We start from the raw sequence: 15403 nt of genomic DNA, 5'->3' as shown, positions 1-15403 counted from the left end.
TCTGCTTAGCTTTTCAGCGTTGGTCCTAGTTGGTCTTCGTCAGTAACCGCCCAGGTTACGACCACTCCACTTCCCATGAAGGAGCTCAACCATGGTTCTCTCGGCCCGTACTGCGCGACGTGCGGTAGCTGGCGCGGTCGGCACCGGCGCGATCGCCGGTGCGATGTTCCTCGGTGCCATGCCTTCGGCGACGGCCCAGCCCGCGCCGCCGAACTGCACGGCGGCCGATCTCGCCGGGGTGGCGTCGGGCGTCTCGGCAGCGACCTCGGCGTACCTGTTCAGCCATCCTGATGTGAACTGGTTCTTCACCAGCCTCGAGGGCCTGCCGCGCGACGAGGTTCGGGGCAAGGTGCAGGACTACCTGAACTCCAACCCTCAGGTGAAGGCCGAGTTGACCGGGATCCGCCAGCCTCTGGTTGACATCAAGAACCGCTGCGGCGACACCAACGGCGACGGCCTCGCCGACAGTTAGGTCTGCGTGCCCGCCGCTGGCGGTGTCAGCGGCGGGTCATGACCAGGATCGCGGCGCGCCAGCCGAGTAGCAGCACTGCGGTCGAAATCGAGGCCACCACAACGAAACTCGGTGCGACGCCGGCCGTCGTCAGCTTACGTAGCAGCATCCCCACCACGATGGTGCACACCCACACCGCGATCCCCGTAGGGAGCAGCGCGTAGGGTCGCCGCCACCCACGAGTCAGCGCCCACCCGGCCGCCGCGCCCGCCACGAACGGCCATGCGGTCGCAGCGACGCCGGCCAGGTCGACACCCTCGGCGTGGCTGCGTCGGCCGATGGCCGCGAACACGATCAGGCAGCACACGTCGGTTGCCAGCGCCGCCAGCGCGGGCCGGGTCTGCTCTCGGCTATCGATCGGCATGGGTCGTCACCTTCAACTACATGCGTCGGGGTCGACGTCGGTTTCGGTGCGGAACATGAAGAAGAACACCACCCATCCGATCGCCGCGATGAAGATCCAGCTGATCAACCGGTAGATGAGCATCGCCGAGATCGCCGACGCCAACGTCATTCCGCTCGACACCAGGCCGGGCACCAGCACCGCCTCGACCACCAGCAACCCGCCGGGCATCAGCGGGATCGACCCGACCGCGCGGGCCGCGACGTACGCCACGATCACCCCGAGCAGGGAGGGCCGTCCGCCGGCGGCGTAGCAGGCGAACAGCAGCGTGCCCACACCGGTCACCAGCGTGAACATCGACCACACGAACGCGACGCTGAGCTGGCTTCGGCTCAGCTTCACCGATTCGAGCTGCGCCAGCGTCTCACGCCACCTCGCCAAGCCGTTGTCGGCCGGTTTGGCGCGCAGGTAGTTCACCGACGACAGCACCCGCACGCCCACGCCGTCGAGCAGATCCGGCCGCGACGCCACCGCTTGCGCCAGCACGATGAGCATGATGAAGCCGGCCAGCGTGAAGATCAGCGAGAACGGGTTGTGTTTGGCTCCCAGGAAGAACGCGCTGCCCAACCCGAGCAGCGCGAGGCTGGTCACCTGCAGCGCCCCCGACATCACCAGCTGCCACGAGGCGATCACCGGCGTCGCACCCCAGAGCCGCTGCTGACGGTAGATGAACGTGGCCGACAGCACGGGCCCGCCCGGCAGCGTCGTGCTCAGCGAATTGCCCGCATAGAACGCCGCCTGCGAACGCCACTGCCGCACAGGCACTTCCGCCGAGCGCAGCAACTTGCGCTGAATGTCGCCGAAGAAGTGCATGGACGCCAGGGCGGTGCCGACGGCGGCGAGCACCCACCACCAATCCGCTGTGTAGAGGCTGTGCCACGCCTTGGCGAGCTGATCCCACACCAGCCCGAGTTCGACGGTCAGTACGACGACCACGACGGCGAAGACCGCCCACCGCAGCCACCAGTACCTGCTGCGCGTGGAGCGCACCTGGCTGCGGGCTGCACTCGCAGGCGCGTCGTGGGCCACGGGGTAAGGGTAGTGCGTGGCGCGGCCGATCCCGGAGAACCGGCCCAGGGTGCTGCGGGCCGTTACGCTATCGGGATGCTCGAGGGCACTTCGCTCGATGACGAGGCGGTTTCGCCTCTCGTTCGCAAGGCCGCCGCGTGGTCATGGCGATTGCTGGTGATCCTCGCCGCCATCGTCGCGTTGCTGTGGTTGTTCAAGCGACTCGAGATCATCGTCGTCCCAGTGGCGTTGGCGACGATTCTGGCGGCCCTGCTGATGCCGGCGGTCGACTTCCTAGACCGGCGCGGAGCACCGCGCGGCGGGGCCGTAGCGCTGATGTTGCTCGGCGGCTTCGCCGTCGTCGGAGGGATTCTGGCCTTCGTCGTCAGCCAGTTCATCGAGGGTGCACCGGCGTTGGTGGAGCAGGTGAGCCGCAGCATCGACGGTGTGCGCGACTGGCTGATCGACGGCCCACTGCACCTGAGTCGGGAACAGATCGACAACGCGGGCAACGCCGCGATCGAGGCCTTGCAGAACAACCAGGAACGGGTGACGACCGGCGCGCTGTCGACGGCCGGCACGGTGACCGAGATCGTCACCGGCGCCGTGCTGGTGTTGTTCACGCTGATCTTCCTGCTGCAAGGCGGGCGCAACATCTACGCGTTCGTCACGCGGATCTTCCCGGTGAGCGTGCGCGAGCGCGTTCGCGACGCCGGCCGGGCCGGCTTCCACTCGCTGATCGGTTATGTGCGGGCGACGTTCCTGGTTGCGCTCGTCGACGCCGTCGGGATCGGCACCGGCCTGGCGATCATGGGTGTGCCGTTGGCCTTGCCGTTGGCGTCGCTGGTGTTCTTGGGCGCATTCATTCCGCTCGTCGGTGCGGTGATCGCCGGCGCCCTCGCGGTGGTCGTCGCGCTGATCGCCAAGGGCATCATCTATGCACTGATCACTCTGGCTCTTGTCATCGCGGTCCAGCAGCTGGAAGGACACGTCCTGCAGCCGTTGGTGATGGGTCGTGCGGTGTCGATTCACCCGCTGGCGATCGTTCTGGTGATCGCGGGCGGTGGCGTCTTGGCGGGCATCGTCGGAGCACTTCTGGCGGTACCGGTGCTCGCGTTCCTCAACAGCTCGATTCGCGTGCTCACCGCCCGGGACCCGGCCGCGGAGGAAGCCGCGCAGGAGGCCGAGGACGGGCCGTTGGTCAGAGCCGAGACCGACGACGTCGAGGAGTCATAGCCTCAGTGATTGGCTAGAGCCGGCCCTCGCGGCGCAGCAGGTCCTGTGCGCTCAACCCACCGCTGCGACGCTGACGTTCCTCGTCCTCGCGCGTGTTGAGCTTTTCAGTCGCCGCCTCGGCATCGTCTGATTGCCTACCCGGGGTGGGGATGGCGGTCGTCGCATCGGGGTCTTCCCTGCCTTCCGGCGGGGTGCCCTGCGGGCGGGTCCGTGGTGTCGGAATCGCGGTGGTCGGCTCGTTGTCCGGCGACGGACGCGATTCGGCCCGACGTTGTCTCCTGCCTTCCGGCGGGCTTCCCGCGGGCATCGCCCTGGTGGGCTCCGCCGACGGACGTTGCGGTGCCGGCGGGGCGGGCGGCGTGCCGGTGCCACGTAACTCGCCCAGCCAGGACTCGATCTCGCGTTCCTCGCGCGGAGGCCGTGGCGGCGGGGCGGGCGGTGCCGGCGGCCGAGCGGCCTGACGCGTCGCGGCGGCGGCGTTGGTCACCGCGTTGCGAACGGCGTTCTTGGCCATCGACAACCGCGTGGTCTGCGGTTCGTCAGAAGGCGGTGCGGCAGGTGTGGCAGCGCTGGGGATGCGCGTCGTGCCCGCCACCGAGGGAGCGTTCGCCCGCGGCGGCGCCGCGACGCGGGTCGCGCCGGGTCGCGACGAGCCTTCGACGGCCGGATGCGTCGGATCGTGCGGTGGGCGGGGCCTGTCGTACGGGCGACGCGGCGCGGGCGCACCCGCACCGACCAACGCCTCGGGACTCTCGGCGGAGTCGCGCACCGCGGGCCGCTTCCGCTCGTCGGGCAGTTCGGTCTCGCCCAGCCCCAGCCGCTCCTGGATGCGCTTCATCCACCGCGGTGCCCACCAGCAGTCGTCGCCGAGCAGCTTCATCACGGCCGGGACCAGGAACATCCGGACGATCGTGGCGTCCAGCAGCAGCGCGATCAGCAGGCCGAAGGCCAGGTACTTCATCATCACCAGGTCGGAGAACACGAACGCGCCCGCGACGACCGCCAGCACCAGCGCGGCGCCCGTGATCAACCGGCCGGTGGTCGCGGTGCCGATCCGGATCGCCTCGGCGGTGGACATGCCGCGTTCGCGCGCCTCCACCATGCGTGACACCAGGAAGACCTCGTAGTCGGTCGACAGCCCCCAGATCACCGCGATGATCAACCCGATCATCGGCGCCATCAGCGGCTGCGGCGTGTAGTTCATCAGGCCGGAGCCGTGCCCGTCGACGAACATCCACGTCAGCACGCCCATCGTCGAACCGAGGGTGAGCGCGCTCATCACCGCGGCCTTGATGGGCAGCACCACCGACCCGAACGCCAGGAACATCAGGATGGTCGTGGTGACGATCAGCACGGTCACCATCAGCGGCAGCTTGTCGAACAAGCTGTGAATGCTGTCCTGCTCCAGCGCCGGGGTGCCGCCCACCGAGATCGACAGCCCGCGCGGTGGCGTGATGGACCGGAGTTCCTCGATCTTCTTGGCGGCGTCGTTGCGGTTCTCCAGACCGTTCTGGATGACGCGGACCGACGGGTCCTTCGAGCCGCTCTCCTGATGCGGGCGCGCCTGCCACATCTTGGTGGGGTCGTCGTCGGGTTCGATGAAACCGGGAATCGCCATCGCCTTGTTGCGGATCTCGGCGACCTGCTGGTCGGTGACCGGATCACCATCGTTGTTCTCGATCACGATGGTCAGCGGTTCGGTGCGGAACCCGGGGAACGTCTTGTCGAAGGCCTCCTGAGCCAGGCGGACCGGGTTGTCCGGCGGTAGGTACTTCTCGCTGATGCCGCCGAGCGACAACTGTCCCAACGGGATGATCAGCAGGATCATCGCGATGACGATCGGCGCGGCGAACGCGATCGGGCGTTTCATCACGCGGTTGACCAGCTTGCCCCAGAAGCCCTTCTCGACCTCGGCGCGGGTCTTGGTCTTCTGGGTCTTCTCGGCGAGCCAGTCGAGCCACGCGATCGTGGGCTTACGCACCGCGGGGCTGAACCGGGCCAGCGCCAGCACCGTGATGGTGCCCGCGACGAACACCAAGATTCCCAGGAGCAACCAGAAGATCGCCGAGCCGATCGTGTCCTTCAACGCGAACAAGCCGTAGGTGAGCCACGCGAACGAACCGATGTAGCCGAGCACCAGACCGATCAGCGCGAGCCCCGCGCCGTCGTCCTGCGTGCGACGGATCTGCGCTCGGGCAACGTGGCCGACCGGGATCGCCGCGAACGGGACCAGTACACCGAGGACGACCGACGCGACGGCCAGCGGATTGCGGCGGCCGTTGTGCGAATACGAGGCGATCGTGTCCGGCTGGGCGAAGCGCACCAGCGTCCGCACCCCGAGGGCGTCGACGTTGCGTCCCAGGATGGCGAGCGCAGCCGCCAGCACCGTGACCGACAGCACCGCCGCCAGCATCACCGACGCGATGATCGCGTAGGTGATGGACTTCAGGAAGCCCTGCGGGAACAGCAGCAGCGGCACCGACGATGCCACCAGGATCACCGCGGAGAACATGATCGTGCGGCCCGAAGTCATCACGGTGCGCCGGACCGCGGCCTCGGTGTCGTAGCCCTCCGCGATCTCTTCGCGGAAGCGGCTGACCATGAACAGGCCGTAGTCGACGGCGATACCGAGACCCATCAGGGTCACCACGGGCTGGGCGAAGAAGTGCACCGGCATGAACTCGGCGACCAACCGCATGATGCCCAGTGCGCCGGCGATCGTCAGGCCGCCGATGATGGCCGGGAGGCTGGCCGCGACCACGCCGCCGAACACGAAGAACAGCACGACCGCCACCAGCGGGATGGCGGCCACCTCGGCGCGGCGTTGGTCCTCACCGATGGTGCCGGTGAGTTCACTGGCCAGCGGGTTCAACCCGGCCAGCTGGATGTTGCCGTCGTTGACCTCGCGCAATTGGTCCTCGACGGCCTGGTAGTTCTTGAGGATCTCGTCGTCGCTGTCGCCCTTGAGCGGGATGCTGACGAACGTGCGGGACAGGTCCGCGGTCTTCATCTGCTGGACGGTTTGCGATTCGGCGTCGGGCGCGCGCAGCCAACCGACCCAGCTCACGATCCTGTCGCTGTTGTCCTCGACCAGCTGGTTGAGCTCGTCGACGGTCTGCTTCATCCACGCGGGGTCGTTGACCTTTTTGCCGTCGGGGGGCGTCAGGATGGCGACGATGTGGCTGGTGCGGTCGCGACCGTATGCCTCGTCGGCGACCACCGATGCGTGCACCGATTGGCTGCCTTCGTCGTAGAAGCCGCTCTGGGTGACGTGGCTGCCGAGGCTGATGCCGTAGATACCGCCACTGAGACAGAGCGCGACCATGACGCCGATGACGATGTACCGGTACCGGTACACCGTTCGACCCCACCAGGCGAACACTTGAGCTCCTAACTAAGTCAGCGGCGACCCGCGCAGTTCAGTTGTTGACACGCGAGGTCAGTAGCGAGGACAGCGGCCGGAACGGCTGCAACCATGCCCCCTGCTCGGGCAGCGAATCTAGGCCGATTCGCGGTAGCGGTTCCCGGAAGACACCCTCGATGTCCTCCAGGTCGACGAACTCCAAGGTATCCGACGCTAGCGCCCAACTTGCATGTTCGCGAAATCCGAGCACCTGGACCGGGATGCCGTCGCGAGCGATCTCCTCCAGCGGTTGTTTGAAGGCCTGACCGTCGGCCGAAGCCACCAGCACCCCGGCCAGACCCTCGCTGCGGCGCAGCGCGATGTGGTTCAGCATGTCGGTATCGACATCACTGTCCTCATCGATCTTCGGTTTCGCGAAGACCGCGAAGCCGACGTTACGCAACGCCTCCACCCACGGCCGGACGACGTCGGCGCTGCCGGGCGCGATGTTGGTGAAGACGGTCGCCTCCGGCTCCAGCGTGACGTCCGGGCGCACCGCCGAGAGCTCCGCCGTCCGCGTCAGCAGCCAGCGCCCCAGCGCATCGAACCGCGGCCGGTGTGCGGCGGTCGGCCGGCCGCCGAGGATCGAGCCGAGACCCATGTCGAGGTTGGGAGCGTCCCAGACCAGCAGCACCCGGGCCATCTTGTCGGCCGCCGGTGGTGTGGCCGCTTCGGGTGGTGCCACCTCTTCTATATGTCTGATGTCTTCTGTGAGGCTCATACTCTCTCCCACAGCAGTTCTGCGACGGCGCTGCCGGCGTGCTGCGCCTTGCCCTCGTACTTGGTGACCGGCCGCTCGACGGAGATCGGAAGCGGATCGGTTGGGCTGACGCGACGCAGCCGCGGCTCGGCGTCGCCGACTTCGGCGATGTGCTCGGCGTAGCCGGAGTGGTCCGTCGCGGCGTGCAGCACGCCACCGGGGCGCAGCCTGTCGGCGATCAACGCGACGGTGGCCGGTTGCAACAGCCGGCGCTTGTGGTGGCGAGCCTTGGGCCACGGGTCGGGGAAGAACACCCGCACCCCGGTCAGCGAGTCGGGTCCGAAGATGTGCTGCAGCACGTCGACGCCGTCTCCGCGGACCAGCCGGATATTCGTCACCTGTTCGCGGTCGATGCCGCTCAGCAGCTGGGCCAGCCCGCGCCGGTACACCTCCACCGCGACCACGTCGAGGTGAGGTTCCGCCTGGGCCATCGCCAGCGTCGAGATGCCTGCCCCGCAGCCGATCTCCAGCACGACGGGCGCCGAGCGGCCGAACCACGCCTCGATGTCCAACTGCGGAACAGGTCGGCCGCCGTCGCGGGCATGCATGCCGATCTCCGGCCACAGCCGCTCCCACGTCGCCTGCTGGGCGGCCGACAGCGTGGTGCGCCTGGTGCGGAAGCTGGTGACGCGGGGATAGCGGTGCTCACCGGCGACATCGGCGACGTCGGGCCTGGGAGCCGAAGCGTCGGCGACATCGGGCCTGGGAGCCGAAGCGTCGGCGACATCGGGCCCGGGCAGATGCATCCGTCCATGGTGGCTCATCCCGACTGGAGTACCCGCATCGTGGTACAGATTGATACCCAACAGTTGCCTTCGGCTGGTACAGCGGTCTGTCCCCAAGCTGCGCCGCGGCCGCTCGCGCCGTGACCACCGAGGTGTCACGATCGTCAGATGAGGGCAGGGTGTGATGTGGCGCCTCGTCCACGGATAGAAGAAGGTCGTCAGATTTTCGTCGACACCCTGCTGCAATTCGCTGAAGAGAGCCGCGATCCGCGGCTGCCGCCGATCATCCGGCGCCTCACCGCGCCGACACGGGTTGCGGTGCGCGGTCGCGACGGGGTCGGGTGCGCGACGGTGGCCGCCGCGTTGACCGCCGCGGGCGTCCCGGTTTCATCCGCCGGCGCCGCCGACGTCGATGTCGTGGTGATCGCCGAAGCGCTCAAACCCGAGGACCGGGTGTTGACAAGCCGGGACCGGCCGACGGTCATCGTCCTGAACAAGGCCGACCTCACCGGCTTCGGCGCGGACGGACCGGTGGCGCTGGCACACCGCCGGGCCGCCCATATCCGCGCGCTGACCGGCCTTTCGACGGCGCCGATGATCGCGCTGCTCGCCGACGTGGAACTGACAGGCGACCTCGTCGGCGCGCTGCAGACACTGCTCAGCCACCCCGCCGATCTGACGTCGACCGATGCGTTCGTCGAGGCGCCCCACCCACTGTCGCGCGAGGTGCGCGAACGCCTGCTCGGTGCGCTCGACCGGTTCGGTATCGCGCATGCGGTGCTCGCCCTCGACCGCGGTGCGACTGCGGAGTCGCTGACCGGCCACCTGCGTCGGCTCAGCCAAGTCGACCGGGTCGTCGAGCACATCCACGCTGCGGGCGCACCGCTTCGGTACCGGCGCCTTCGAGCCGCGGTGAGCCAATTGCGGGCAGTGGCAACACAATCCGATGATTCGCGGCTGGCCGAAATGCTGGTGAACGACGACACGATACTCGCGGTGATGACGGCGGCGGTCGACGTCGTCGAGGCTGCGGGCCTGACCGTCGACCGTGGCGACGACCCGGCCGCCCACCTGCGCCGTGCCGTGCGGTGGCGCCGGTACGGCAGCGGCCCGGTCGACGCGCTGCACCGCGCCTGCGCCGCCGACATCAGCCGGGGTTCGCTGCGCCTGCTCGGACGGTCGCGGTGACGTCGGACGCGACGAGCGCCGATGCGCTCGCATCAGCCGACGCGGTGGTCGCCGCCGTCGAACCGGGACTGGCCCCGCCGGAGGTGCGGGTGCGAGACGTCGTGCTCGTGACCGGGCCCTGGCTGGCCGGCACCACCAGCGTCGCTGCGGCGCTGCGGGAACAGATTCCCGAGCACACCTTCGTCGAAGCCGATGAACTGGGCCGGACCGACGCACCCATCGCGGTGGTGTTCGTGGTGTCGGCGGTGTCGCCGTTGACCGAATCCGACTGTGAGCTCATGGATCTGGTCACACCGCATACCGATCTGGTGGTCGGTGTGGTGGCGAAGATCGACACCCACCGCAACTGGCGCGACGTGCTCGCCGCCAACCGGGCCGTGCTGGCTGGATGGTCGCCCCGGCACGCGCACGTGCCGTGGGTGGGTACGGCCGCGGCGCCGGATCTGGGGGAGCCACGTGTCGATGAACTCGTCGGATTGCTGCGGCAACGGCTGGCAGATCCGGAGCTGAAGCGGCGAAACAGGCTGCGGGCGTGGGAAACTCGGCTCGGGACGGCGATCGAGCGGTGTCGTTCCGACGGAGACGGCGCCGACCGGCGGGCGCGGGTGAAGGCTCTGCAGCAGGCGCGCGAGGACATCGCTCGGAGCCGTCGGCAGGCGAAGTCCGAGCACGCGATAGCGCTGCGCAGCCAGCTTCAACAGGCCCGTGTCCAACTGGGCTACTTCGCGCGCAAGCGGTGCACGTCGGTGCGGGCCGAACTCGCCGAGGACGCGGCGCAGTTGAGCCGCCGCCGACTCGGCGGCTTCGAGTCGCACGTACGCGAGCGGGTCGGCGAGGTGGTCGCGGAGGTCGAGGAGGGTATCAGCGCCCAGCTCACCGACGTGGCGGCACAACTCGGCCTGACCGCCCCGCCGACTCCCGCGGCGCCGTCCGCTCCCGAGGTCACAGCGCCGCCGCTGAAGTCGCGACGGTTGGAGACGCAGCTGACGATGATCCTCGGTGCCGGCTTCGGGCTGGGGGTGGCGCTCGCGGTGACGCGGTTGTTCACCGGCCTGGCACCCGGGCTGACCATCGCCGGCCTGGTGGCAGGGGGGCTGGTGGGGCTGGCGTTGACGGTGTGGGTCGTGGGCATCCGCGGACTGCTGCACGACCGGGCCGTGCTGGACCGCTGGGTCACCGACATCGCCTCGATCGTGAAATCCGCACTCGAGGAGCGCGTGGCGACGCGGATGCTGGCCGCCGAGAGTGCGCTGACCTCGGAATCGGCCGCGCGCGACGAACGCGAGGCCGCCGCCGCGGAGGTCCAGGTGGCCGAGATCGACGCCGAACTGCGTGAGCATGCTGTGCAGACCGCCCGTGCCGCCGCCGTGCGGGACAAACGCCTGCCGTCGTTGCACCGGGCGCTCGACGCGGTGCGGGCCGAACTCTATGGAAAACGGCCTTCTGAATCGTTCTTGTGAGTCATCGGACACATCCCCGATTCCCCGTGGGTATCTCACCCGCGATAACCTCGGTATAGGAAACCGCAACGCTGCCTATTCCTGTCTGGGTAGCGCACACGGAGCCTTGGGTCCTGGCAGCAACAGACACAGGAGATTTTCATGACCGCAGCGACCATCCCAGGTCTGGACACCGCACCGACGAAGCACAAGGGTCTGCTCGCTTGGGTTCAAGAGGTCGCCGAACTGACGCAGCCCGACCGCGTGGTGTTCGCCGACGGATCTGACGAGGAGAACGCCCGCCTGTGCGAGCAACTGGTGGCGGCAGGCACCTTCACCCGTCTCAACGACGAGAAGAAGCCGAACTCGTACCTCGCGCTGTCTGACCCCTCGGACGTCGCACGCGTCGAGTCGCGGACCTTCATCTGCACCGAGAAGGAGATCGACGCCGGCCCCACCAACAACTGGATGGCGCCCGCCGAGATGCGCGAGACCATGACCGACCTGTACCGCGGCTGTATGCGCGGCCGCACCATGTACGTGGTGCCGTTCTGCATGGGCCCGCTCGGCGCCGAGGATCCAAAGCTCGGCGTGGAGCTGACCGACTCCGAGTACGTCGTGGTGTCGATGCGGACCATGACCCGGATGGGCAAAGCCGCGCTTGACAAGATGGGCGACGACGGTTTCTTCGTCAAGGCGCTGCACTCGATCGGCGCGCCGCTGGAGCCGGGCCAGAAGGACGTGCCGTGGCCGTGCAACGACACCAAGTACATCAGCCACTTCCCGGAGACCCGCGAGATCTGGAGCTACGGCTCGGGGTATGGCGGCAACGCGCTGCTGGGTAAGAAGTGCTACTCGCTTCGCATCGCCTCGGCCATGGCGCACGACGAGGGCTGGCTCGCCGAGCACATGCTGATCCTCAAGCTGATCTCGCCGGAGAACAAGGCGTACTTCGTCGCCGCGGCGTTCCCGTCGGCGTGCGGTAAGACCAACCTCGCGATGCTGCAGCCCACGATTCCGGGATGGCGCGCCGAGACCATCGGCGACGACATCGCCTGGATGCGGTTCGGCAAGGACGGCCGGTTGTACGCGGTGAACCCGGAGTTCGGCTTCTTCGGCGTCGCGCCGGGCACCAACTGGTCGTCGAACCCGAACGCGATGAAGACCATCGAGGCCGGCAACACCGTGTTCACCAACGTCGCGCTGACCGACGACAACGACGTGTGGTGGGAGGGCCTGGAGGGCGATCCGCAGCACCTCATCGACTGGAAGAAGCGCGACTGGACGCCGGACTCGGAGGAGAAGGCCGCGCATCCGAACTCGCGCTACTGCACCCCGATGTCGCAGTGCCCGACGCTGGCTTCGGAGTGGGACGACCCGCAGGGCGTGCCGATCTCGGCGATCCTGTTCGGCGCTCGCCGCAAGACGACGGTGCCGCTGGTGACGCAGGCCCGCGACTGGCAGCACGGCGTGTTCATCGGCGCCACGATGGGCTCCGAGCAGACCGCCGCCGCCGAGGGCAAGGTCGGCACCGTGCGCCGCGACCCCATGGCGATGCTGCCGTTCCTCGGCTACAACGTCGGCGACTACTTCGCGCACTGGATCGACATCGGCAAGCAGTCCGACGAGTCGAAGATGCCGAAGATCTTCTTCGTCAACTGGTTCCGTCGCGGCGACGACGGCCGCTTCCTGTGGCCGGGCTTCGGTGAGAACAGCCGCGTGATGAAGTGGATCATCGACCGGATCGAGCAGAAGGCCGGTGGCCGCACCACGCCGATCGGCACCGTGCCCACCGCCGAGGATCTCGACCTGTCCGGCTTGGATGTCGATCCGGCCGACGTGGACGCTGCGCTCAAGGTGAACGTCGAGGAGTGGCGCCAGGAGCTTCCGCTGATCGAGGAGTGGTTCGAGTTCGTCGGCGAGAAGCTGCCGACCGGCATCAAGGACGAGTTCGACGCGCTGAAGCACCGGTTGGCCGAGGCCGAGTAACTCACCTCCCTACCGTGAGCGGCCGTGTTTGCACACGACGCGCCGCGGAAATGCAGCACTTCGCGGTCGCTCGCGGTCAGCTGCTTCAGCCGCTGACGGCCAGTTGTGCGCTGGCGTGGTCGATCTGATCGAAGGCGTAGTCAGCCATCTCGGCCCTCGTCATCTGTGTGCCCCGGCTCGCCAGCGACTCGTAGCGCTGGTCTCCTAGCTCAGCGCGCAGATGGGCAATCGCGGTGCCGATTTCGGGGAAGGCTGAGAGCGCGAGGCTGCCCGCGGCGAAGCCGCTGATGGTAGCCGCAGACTCGTGGTGTCCGAGGTCGTCCAGCAACGCGGCGAGCACACCGAAACCGTTGAAAGTAGTAGGACGCTGCCGGAGTCGTAATACTGGCGGATGGTCAGCAAGATGTGGTCGAGCGCCTCGCCAGGCTTCCCGGCTGTGGCCGCGACCCTCGACAACAGCAGCGCGATGATCGACGCCTGCTGCCGGTTGCCGTTTTCGGTGCTGATCGTCAGGCCGCGCAGCAGTGCCTCGTAAGCGCTGGCGGGATCGGTGTCCCGGCGGGCCCAGCCGTATCCCAGGAGTACGGCGGCAAGCATGTCGGAGTTGTGGGCATCTTGCACCGCAGTGAGCATGTCCTCCGACAACGCGACCGCTTCCTCCGTGGCGCCCGAGAAGGCCAACGTCACTGCCAGCACTGTCCTGCTGGCGGTATGAGGGTCCGGGCTTCGTGCGAGCGTGAAGCGACACCAGTCGATGGCCCGTTCGGCCTGACCCACGGTGTTGTAGCCGGCCGCGACAGCACATCCGAGTTCGTCGTCCACGGCGTCGAAGCGGCCGCTTTCGATGGCCGCCCGGGCCGCCTCGGCGTAGTGGACGAACTCGTGGACTCGGCCTACCGCAGCACAATAGGTGGCTGCGACGTACAGCTGCGCCAGACGCGGATGTCGCACCGCTTCGGCGCGAGGGATGATCTCCTCCACCCATCCGACCGGTTCCCACTGCTCGGTCGAGTAGCCCAGAAAGGCGGCATGCACTGCGACCGCGGTAGCCGCTTCGAGATCCTCTTCACTGGCAGCCCACCGGAACGCGGCGCGCAGATTCGCCAGTTCCAGGGCCAACCACTCGTGGGCTTTTCGCTGTCGGGGAGTGTTCCACTCAGCCTTGGCTTCGGCTGCCTTACGGGCGAAGTGGCGTGCATGCGCGGCGCGCACCGCGTTCGCGTTTCCTGATGACACGAGTTGTTCCTCGGCGAACTGGCGGATGGTCTCCAGCACCGTGAACCGGGTGTGTACCGAAGACCTGTCGGCGACGAGCAGAGATTTCCGTACGAGCGAATCGAGCAGATTCAGGGTCGCCAGTTCGTCGGAGTTGTCGGCCAATACGCAAGCGGCAGTCAGATCGAATCCGCCGGCGAATACCGAACATCTTGCAAGCAAGGACTTTTCACCGTCGCTCAGGAGGTCGAAAGACCACTGAACCGCATGCCGCAGGGTTTGATGGCGTTCCAGCCCGCGTCGCGACCCGACGAGCAACCGAAATCGGTCGTCCAGCCGGTCGCGCAGTTCCGCGGCGGTCATGGACTGCATGCGTGATGCTGCCAACTCGATCGCCAACGGGATCCCGTCAAGACGACGGCAGATATCCGCCACTGCCTCGGAGTGAGCCAGCGAAGGCGCAGCGGACGTGACGGCTGCTGCACGCTCTACGAACAGTGTTGCGGCGCTGGATTCGACGTCGAGTGAGGGCACCAGCCATAACCGTTCATCTGTCAGCCCTAGCCCTTCGCGACTCGTCGCGAGCATCTTCACGGTCGTCGACTGAGCCAGGATGGCTTCGATCACGTCTGCAGCGGCATCCAAGAGGTGTTCGCAATTGTCGAACACCAAGAGCCGAGTTCTGCCTTCTGATGCGGCGGCGACGCTTTCGGTGAGGCTGAGCCCCGGCTGCTGGACTACGCCCAGTGCGGCTGCGACGATCTCGGGGACCGCCGCTGGGTCTCCGACGGGCGAAAGCTCGATCACGAAAACCCCGTCCGGGAAGTCGTCGGCGGACCTATCGGCCAGTTCCAGCGCCAACCGGGTCTTGCCTACGCCGCCGACGCCGGTGAGCGTCACCACCCGATGTGCCTTCAGTGTGGTCACCAGCTCGGCGAGCTCCTTCTCTCGCCCAACGAAACTCGTTGTCGGGCGGCGAAGTTTGCCTGTAGCCGGTTCGACCGTCCTCAAAGCAGGGAAGTCGGTACGTAGGCCGGGCGCCCGAACCTGGAAGATCTCCACCGCCTTGGCGATGTCGCGCAGGCGCCTCGGGCCCAGCGAAATCAGATCGACACCGGTGAGCAATCCGGCCGTCGCTCCGTCGAGCAGAATCTGGCCGCCGTGGCCGGCGCCCATCAGCCGCGCAGTGCGGTTCAACACGGCACCGAAGTAGTCGCTGTCCCGACACTCCGCCTCGCCAGTCGCAACGCCCATGCGGACCGGAATTTCGAGCGATCGTTGGGCGACGACGGCGGCGTCGACCGCGTGCCTGGGCGAGGCAAAGGCTGCGCAGATTCCGTCACCCGTGTGCTTGAACAACCAGCCTTCGTGCGACTTCACCGCCCGTCGCAACGTGTCGTCGTGGACGGTCAGCGCGCGCCGCATCCCCTCGGGGTCGGCCTCCCATCGTCGGGTCGACCCTTCGATGTCGGTGAACAGAAACGTGACGATCCCAGAAGGCGCCGCTTCTTGCCCGCCACTCATTC

The 15403-nt window shown here is 67.7% G+C and carries 11 protein-coding genes; 5 read left to right on the top strand and 6 right to left on the bottom strand.

What is annotated here, in order from left to right:
- Positions 1 to 91: 91 nt before the first annotated feature.
- The gene (locus tag AU187_RS05635) at positions 92 to 472 is read left to right on the top strand and encodes a heme-binding protein (RefSeq protein ID WP_059098788.1); all 381 of its coding nucleotides are present in this window, start codon (positions 92 to 94) and stop codon (positions 470 to 472) included.
- 25 nt (positions 473 to 497) lie between these two features.
- On the opposite strand, the gene AU187_RS05630 is transcribed toward AU187_RS05635, so the two are convergent.
- Complete coding sequence (locus tag AU187_RS05630; protein WP_059098787.1) at positions 498 to 875, bottom strand: DUF3054 domain-containing protein; 378 nt, start codon at positions 873 to 875, stop codon at positions 498 to 500.
- Positions 876 to 887: 12 nt separating this feature from the next.
- Entirely contained in the window at positions 888 to 1943 is a 1056-nt protein-coding gene (locus tag AU187_RS05625; protein WP_059098786.1) for a lysylphosphatidylglycerol synthase transmembrane domain-containing protein, read from the bottom strand.
- 75 nt (positions 1944 to 2018) lie between these two features.
- Between AU187_RS05625 and AU187_RS05620 the strand changes: the two genes are divergently transcribed.
- Complete coding sequence (locus AU187_RS05620) at positions 2019 to 3158, top strand: AI-2E family transporter (RefSeq protein WP_059098785.1); 1140 nt, start codon at positions 2019 to 2021, stop codon at positions 3156 to 3158.
- A gap of 13 nt (positions 3159 to 3171) precedes the next feature.
- Here AU187_RS05620 and AU187_RS05615 read toward each other — a convergent pair whose 3' ends face one another.
- From AU187_RS05615 to trmB, 3 genes are all read right to left on the bottom strand, one after another.
- On the bottom strand, positions 3172 to 6540 hold the full coding sequence (locus tag AU187_RS05615) for an MMPL family transporter (protein WP_059098784.1): 3369 nt from the start codon (positions 6538 to 6540) through the stop codon (positions 3172 to 3174).
- A 37-nt stretch (positions 6541 to 6577) separates the two neighbouring features.
- Positions 6578 to 7204, bottom strand: coding sequence for an NYN domain-containing protein (locus AU187_RS05610; RefSeq protein WP_231740271.1), 627 nt, complete (start codon positions 7202 to 7204; stop codon positions 6578 to 6580).
- Between the two features lie 74 nt (positions 7205 to 7278).
- Positions 7279 to 8085, bottom strand: coding sequence for a tRNA (guanosine(46)-N7)-methyltransferase TrmB (gene trmB / locus AU187_RS05605; protein ID WP_059098782.1), 807 nt, complete (start codon positions 8083 to 8085; stop codon positions 7279 to 7281).
- Positions 8086 to 8232: 147 nt separating this feature from the next.
- Between trmB and AU187_RS05600 the strand changes: the two genes are divergently transcribed.
- From AU187_RS05600 to AU187_RS05590, 3 genes are all read left to right on the top strand, one after another.
- Positions 8233 to 9234 carry a hypothetical protein gene (locus tag AU187_RS05600; RefSeq protein ID WP_231740268.1) on the top strand — a complete coding sequence of 334 codons (1002 nt, stop codon included), beginning with the start codon at positions 8233 to 8235 and terminating at the stop codon, positions 9232 to 9234.
- Positions 9231 to 10694, top strand: coding sequence for a hypothetical protein (locus tag AU187_RS05595; protein ID WP_059098781.1), 1464 nt, complete (start codon positions 9231 to 9233; stop codon positions 10692 to 10694). Before AU187_RS05600 ends, AU187_RS05595 begins: the two co-directional genes overlap by 4 nt.
- Before the next feature lie 141 nt (positions 10695 to 10835).
- A complete protein-coding gene (locus tag AU187_RS05590; protein ID WP_059098780.1) occupies positions 10836 to 12662 on the top strand; it encodes a phosphoenolpyruvate carboxykinase (GTP) in 1827 nt (608 codons plus the stop codon).
- Between the two features lie 204 nt (positions 12663 to 12866).
- On the opposite strand, the gene AU187_RS05585 is transcribed toward AU187_RS05590, so the two are convergent.
- Complete coding sequence (locus tag AU187_RS05585) at positions 12867 to 15401, bottom strand: ATP-binding protein (RefSeq protein ID WP_353612190.1); 2535 nt, start codon at positions 15399 to 15401, stop codon at positions 12867 to 12869.
- Positions 15402 to 15403: the final 2 nt, after the last annotated feature.

Origin of the sequence: Mycobacterium sp. IS-1556 (genome assembly GCF_001499985.1) — a bacterium.
Classification (GTDB): domain Bacteria; phylum Actinomycetota; class Actinomycetes; order Mycobacteriales; family Mycobacteriaceae; genus Mycobacterium.
Note: the sequence above shows the minus strand (reverse complement) of the source record. Positions and strands in the feature narration are given on the sequence as shown.

Excerpts from the sequence above, each read along its gene's own strand:
- trmB (WP_059098782.1), bottom strand. The coding sequence starts at position 8,085 with ATGAGCCACCATGGACGGATGCATCTGCCCGGGCCCGATGTCGCCGAC.
- AU187_RS05620 (WP_059098785.1), top strand. The coding sequence starts at position 2,019 with ATGCTCGAGGGCACTTCGCTCGATGACGAGGCGGTTTCGCCTCTCGTT.
- AU187_RS05590 (WP_059098780.1), top strand. The coding sequence starts at position 10,836 with ATGACCGCAGCGACCATCCCAGGTCTGGACACCGCACCGACGAAGCAC.
- AU187_RS05630 (WP_059098787.1), bottom strand. The coding sequence starts at position 875 with ATGCCGATCGATAGCCGAGAGCAGACCCGGCCCGCGCTGGCGGCGCTG.
- AU187_RS05585 (WP_353612190.1), bottom strand. The coding sequence starts at position 15,401 with ATGAGTGGCGGGCAAGAAGCGGCGCCTTCTGGGATCGTCACGTTTCTG.
- AU187_RS05635 (WP_059098788.1), top strand. The coding sequence starts at position 92 with ATGGTTCTCTCGGCCCGTACTGCGCGACGTGCGGTAGCTGGCGCGGTC.
- AU187_RS05610 (WP_231740271.1), bottom strand. The coding sequence starts at position 7,204 with ATGGCCCGGGTGCTGCTGGTCTGGGACGCTCCCAACCTCGACATGGGT.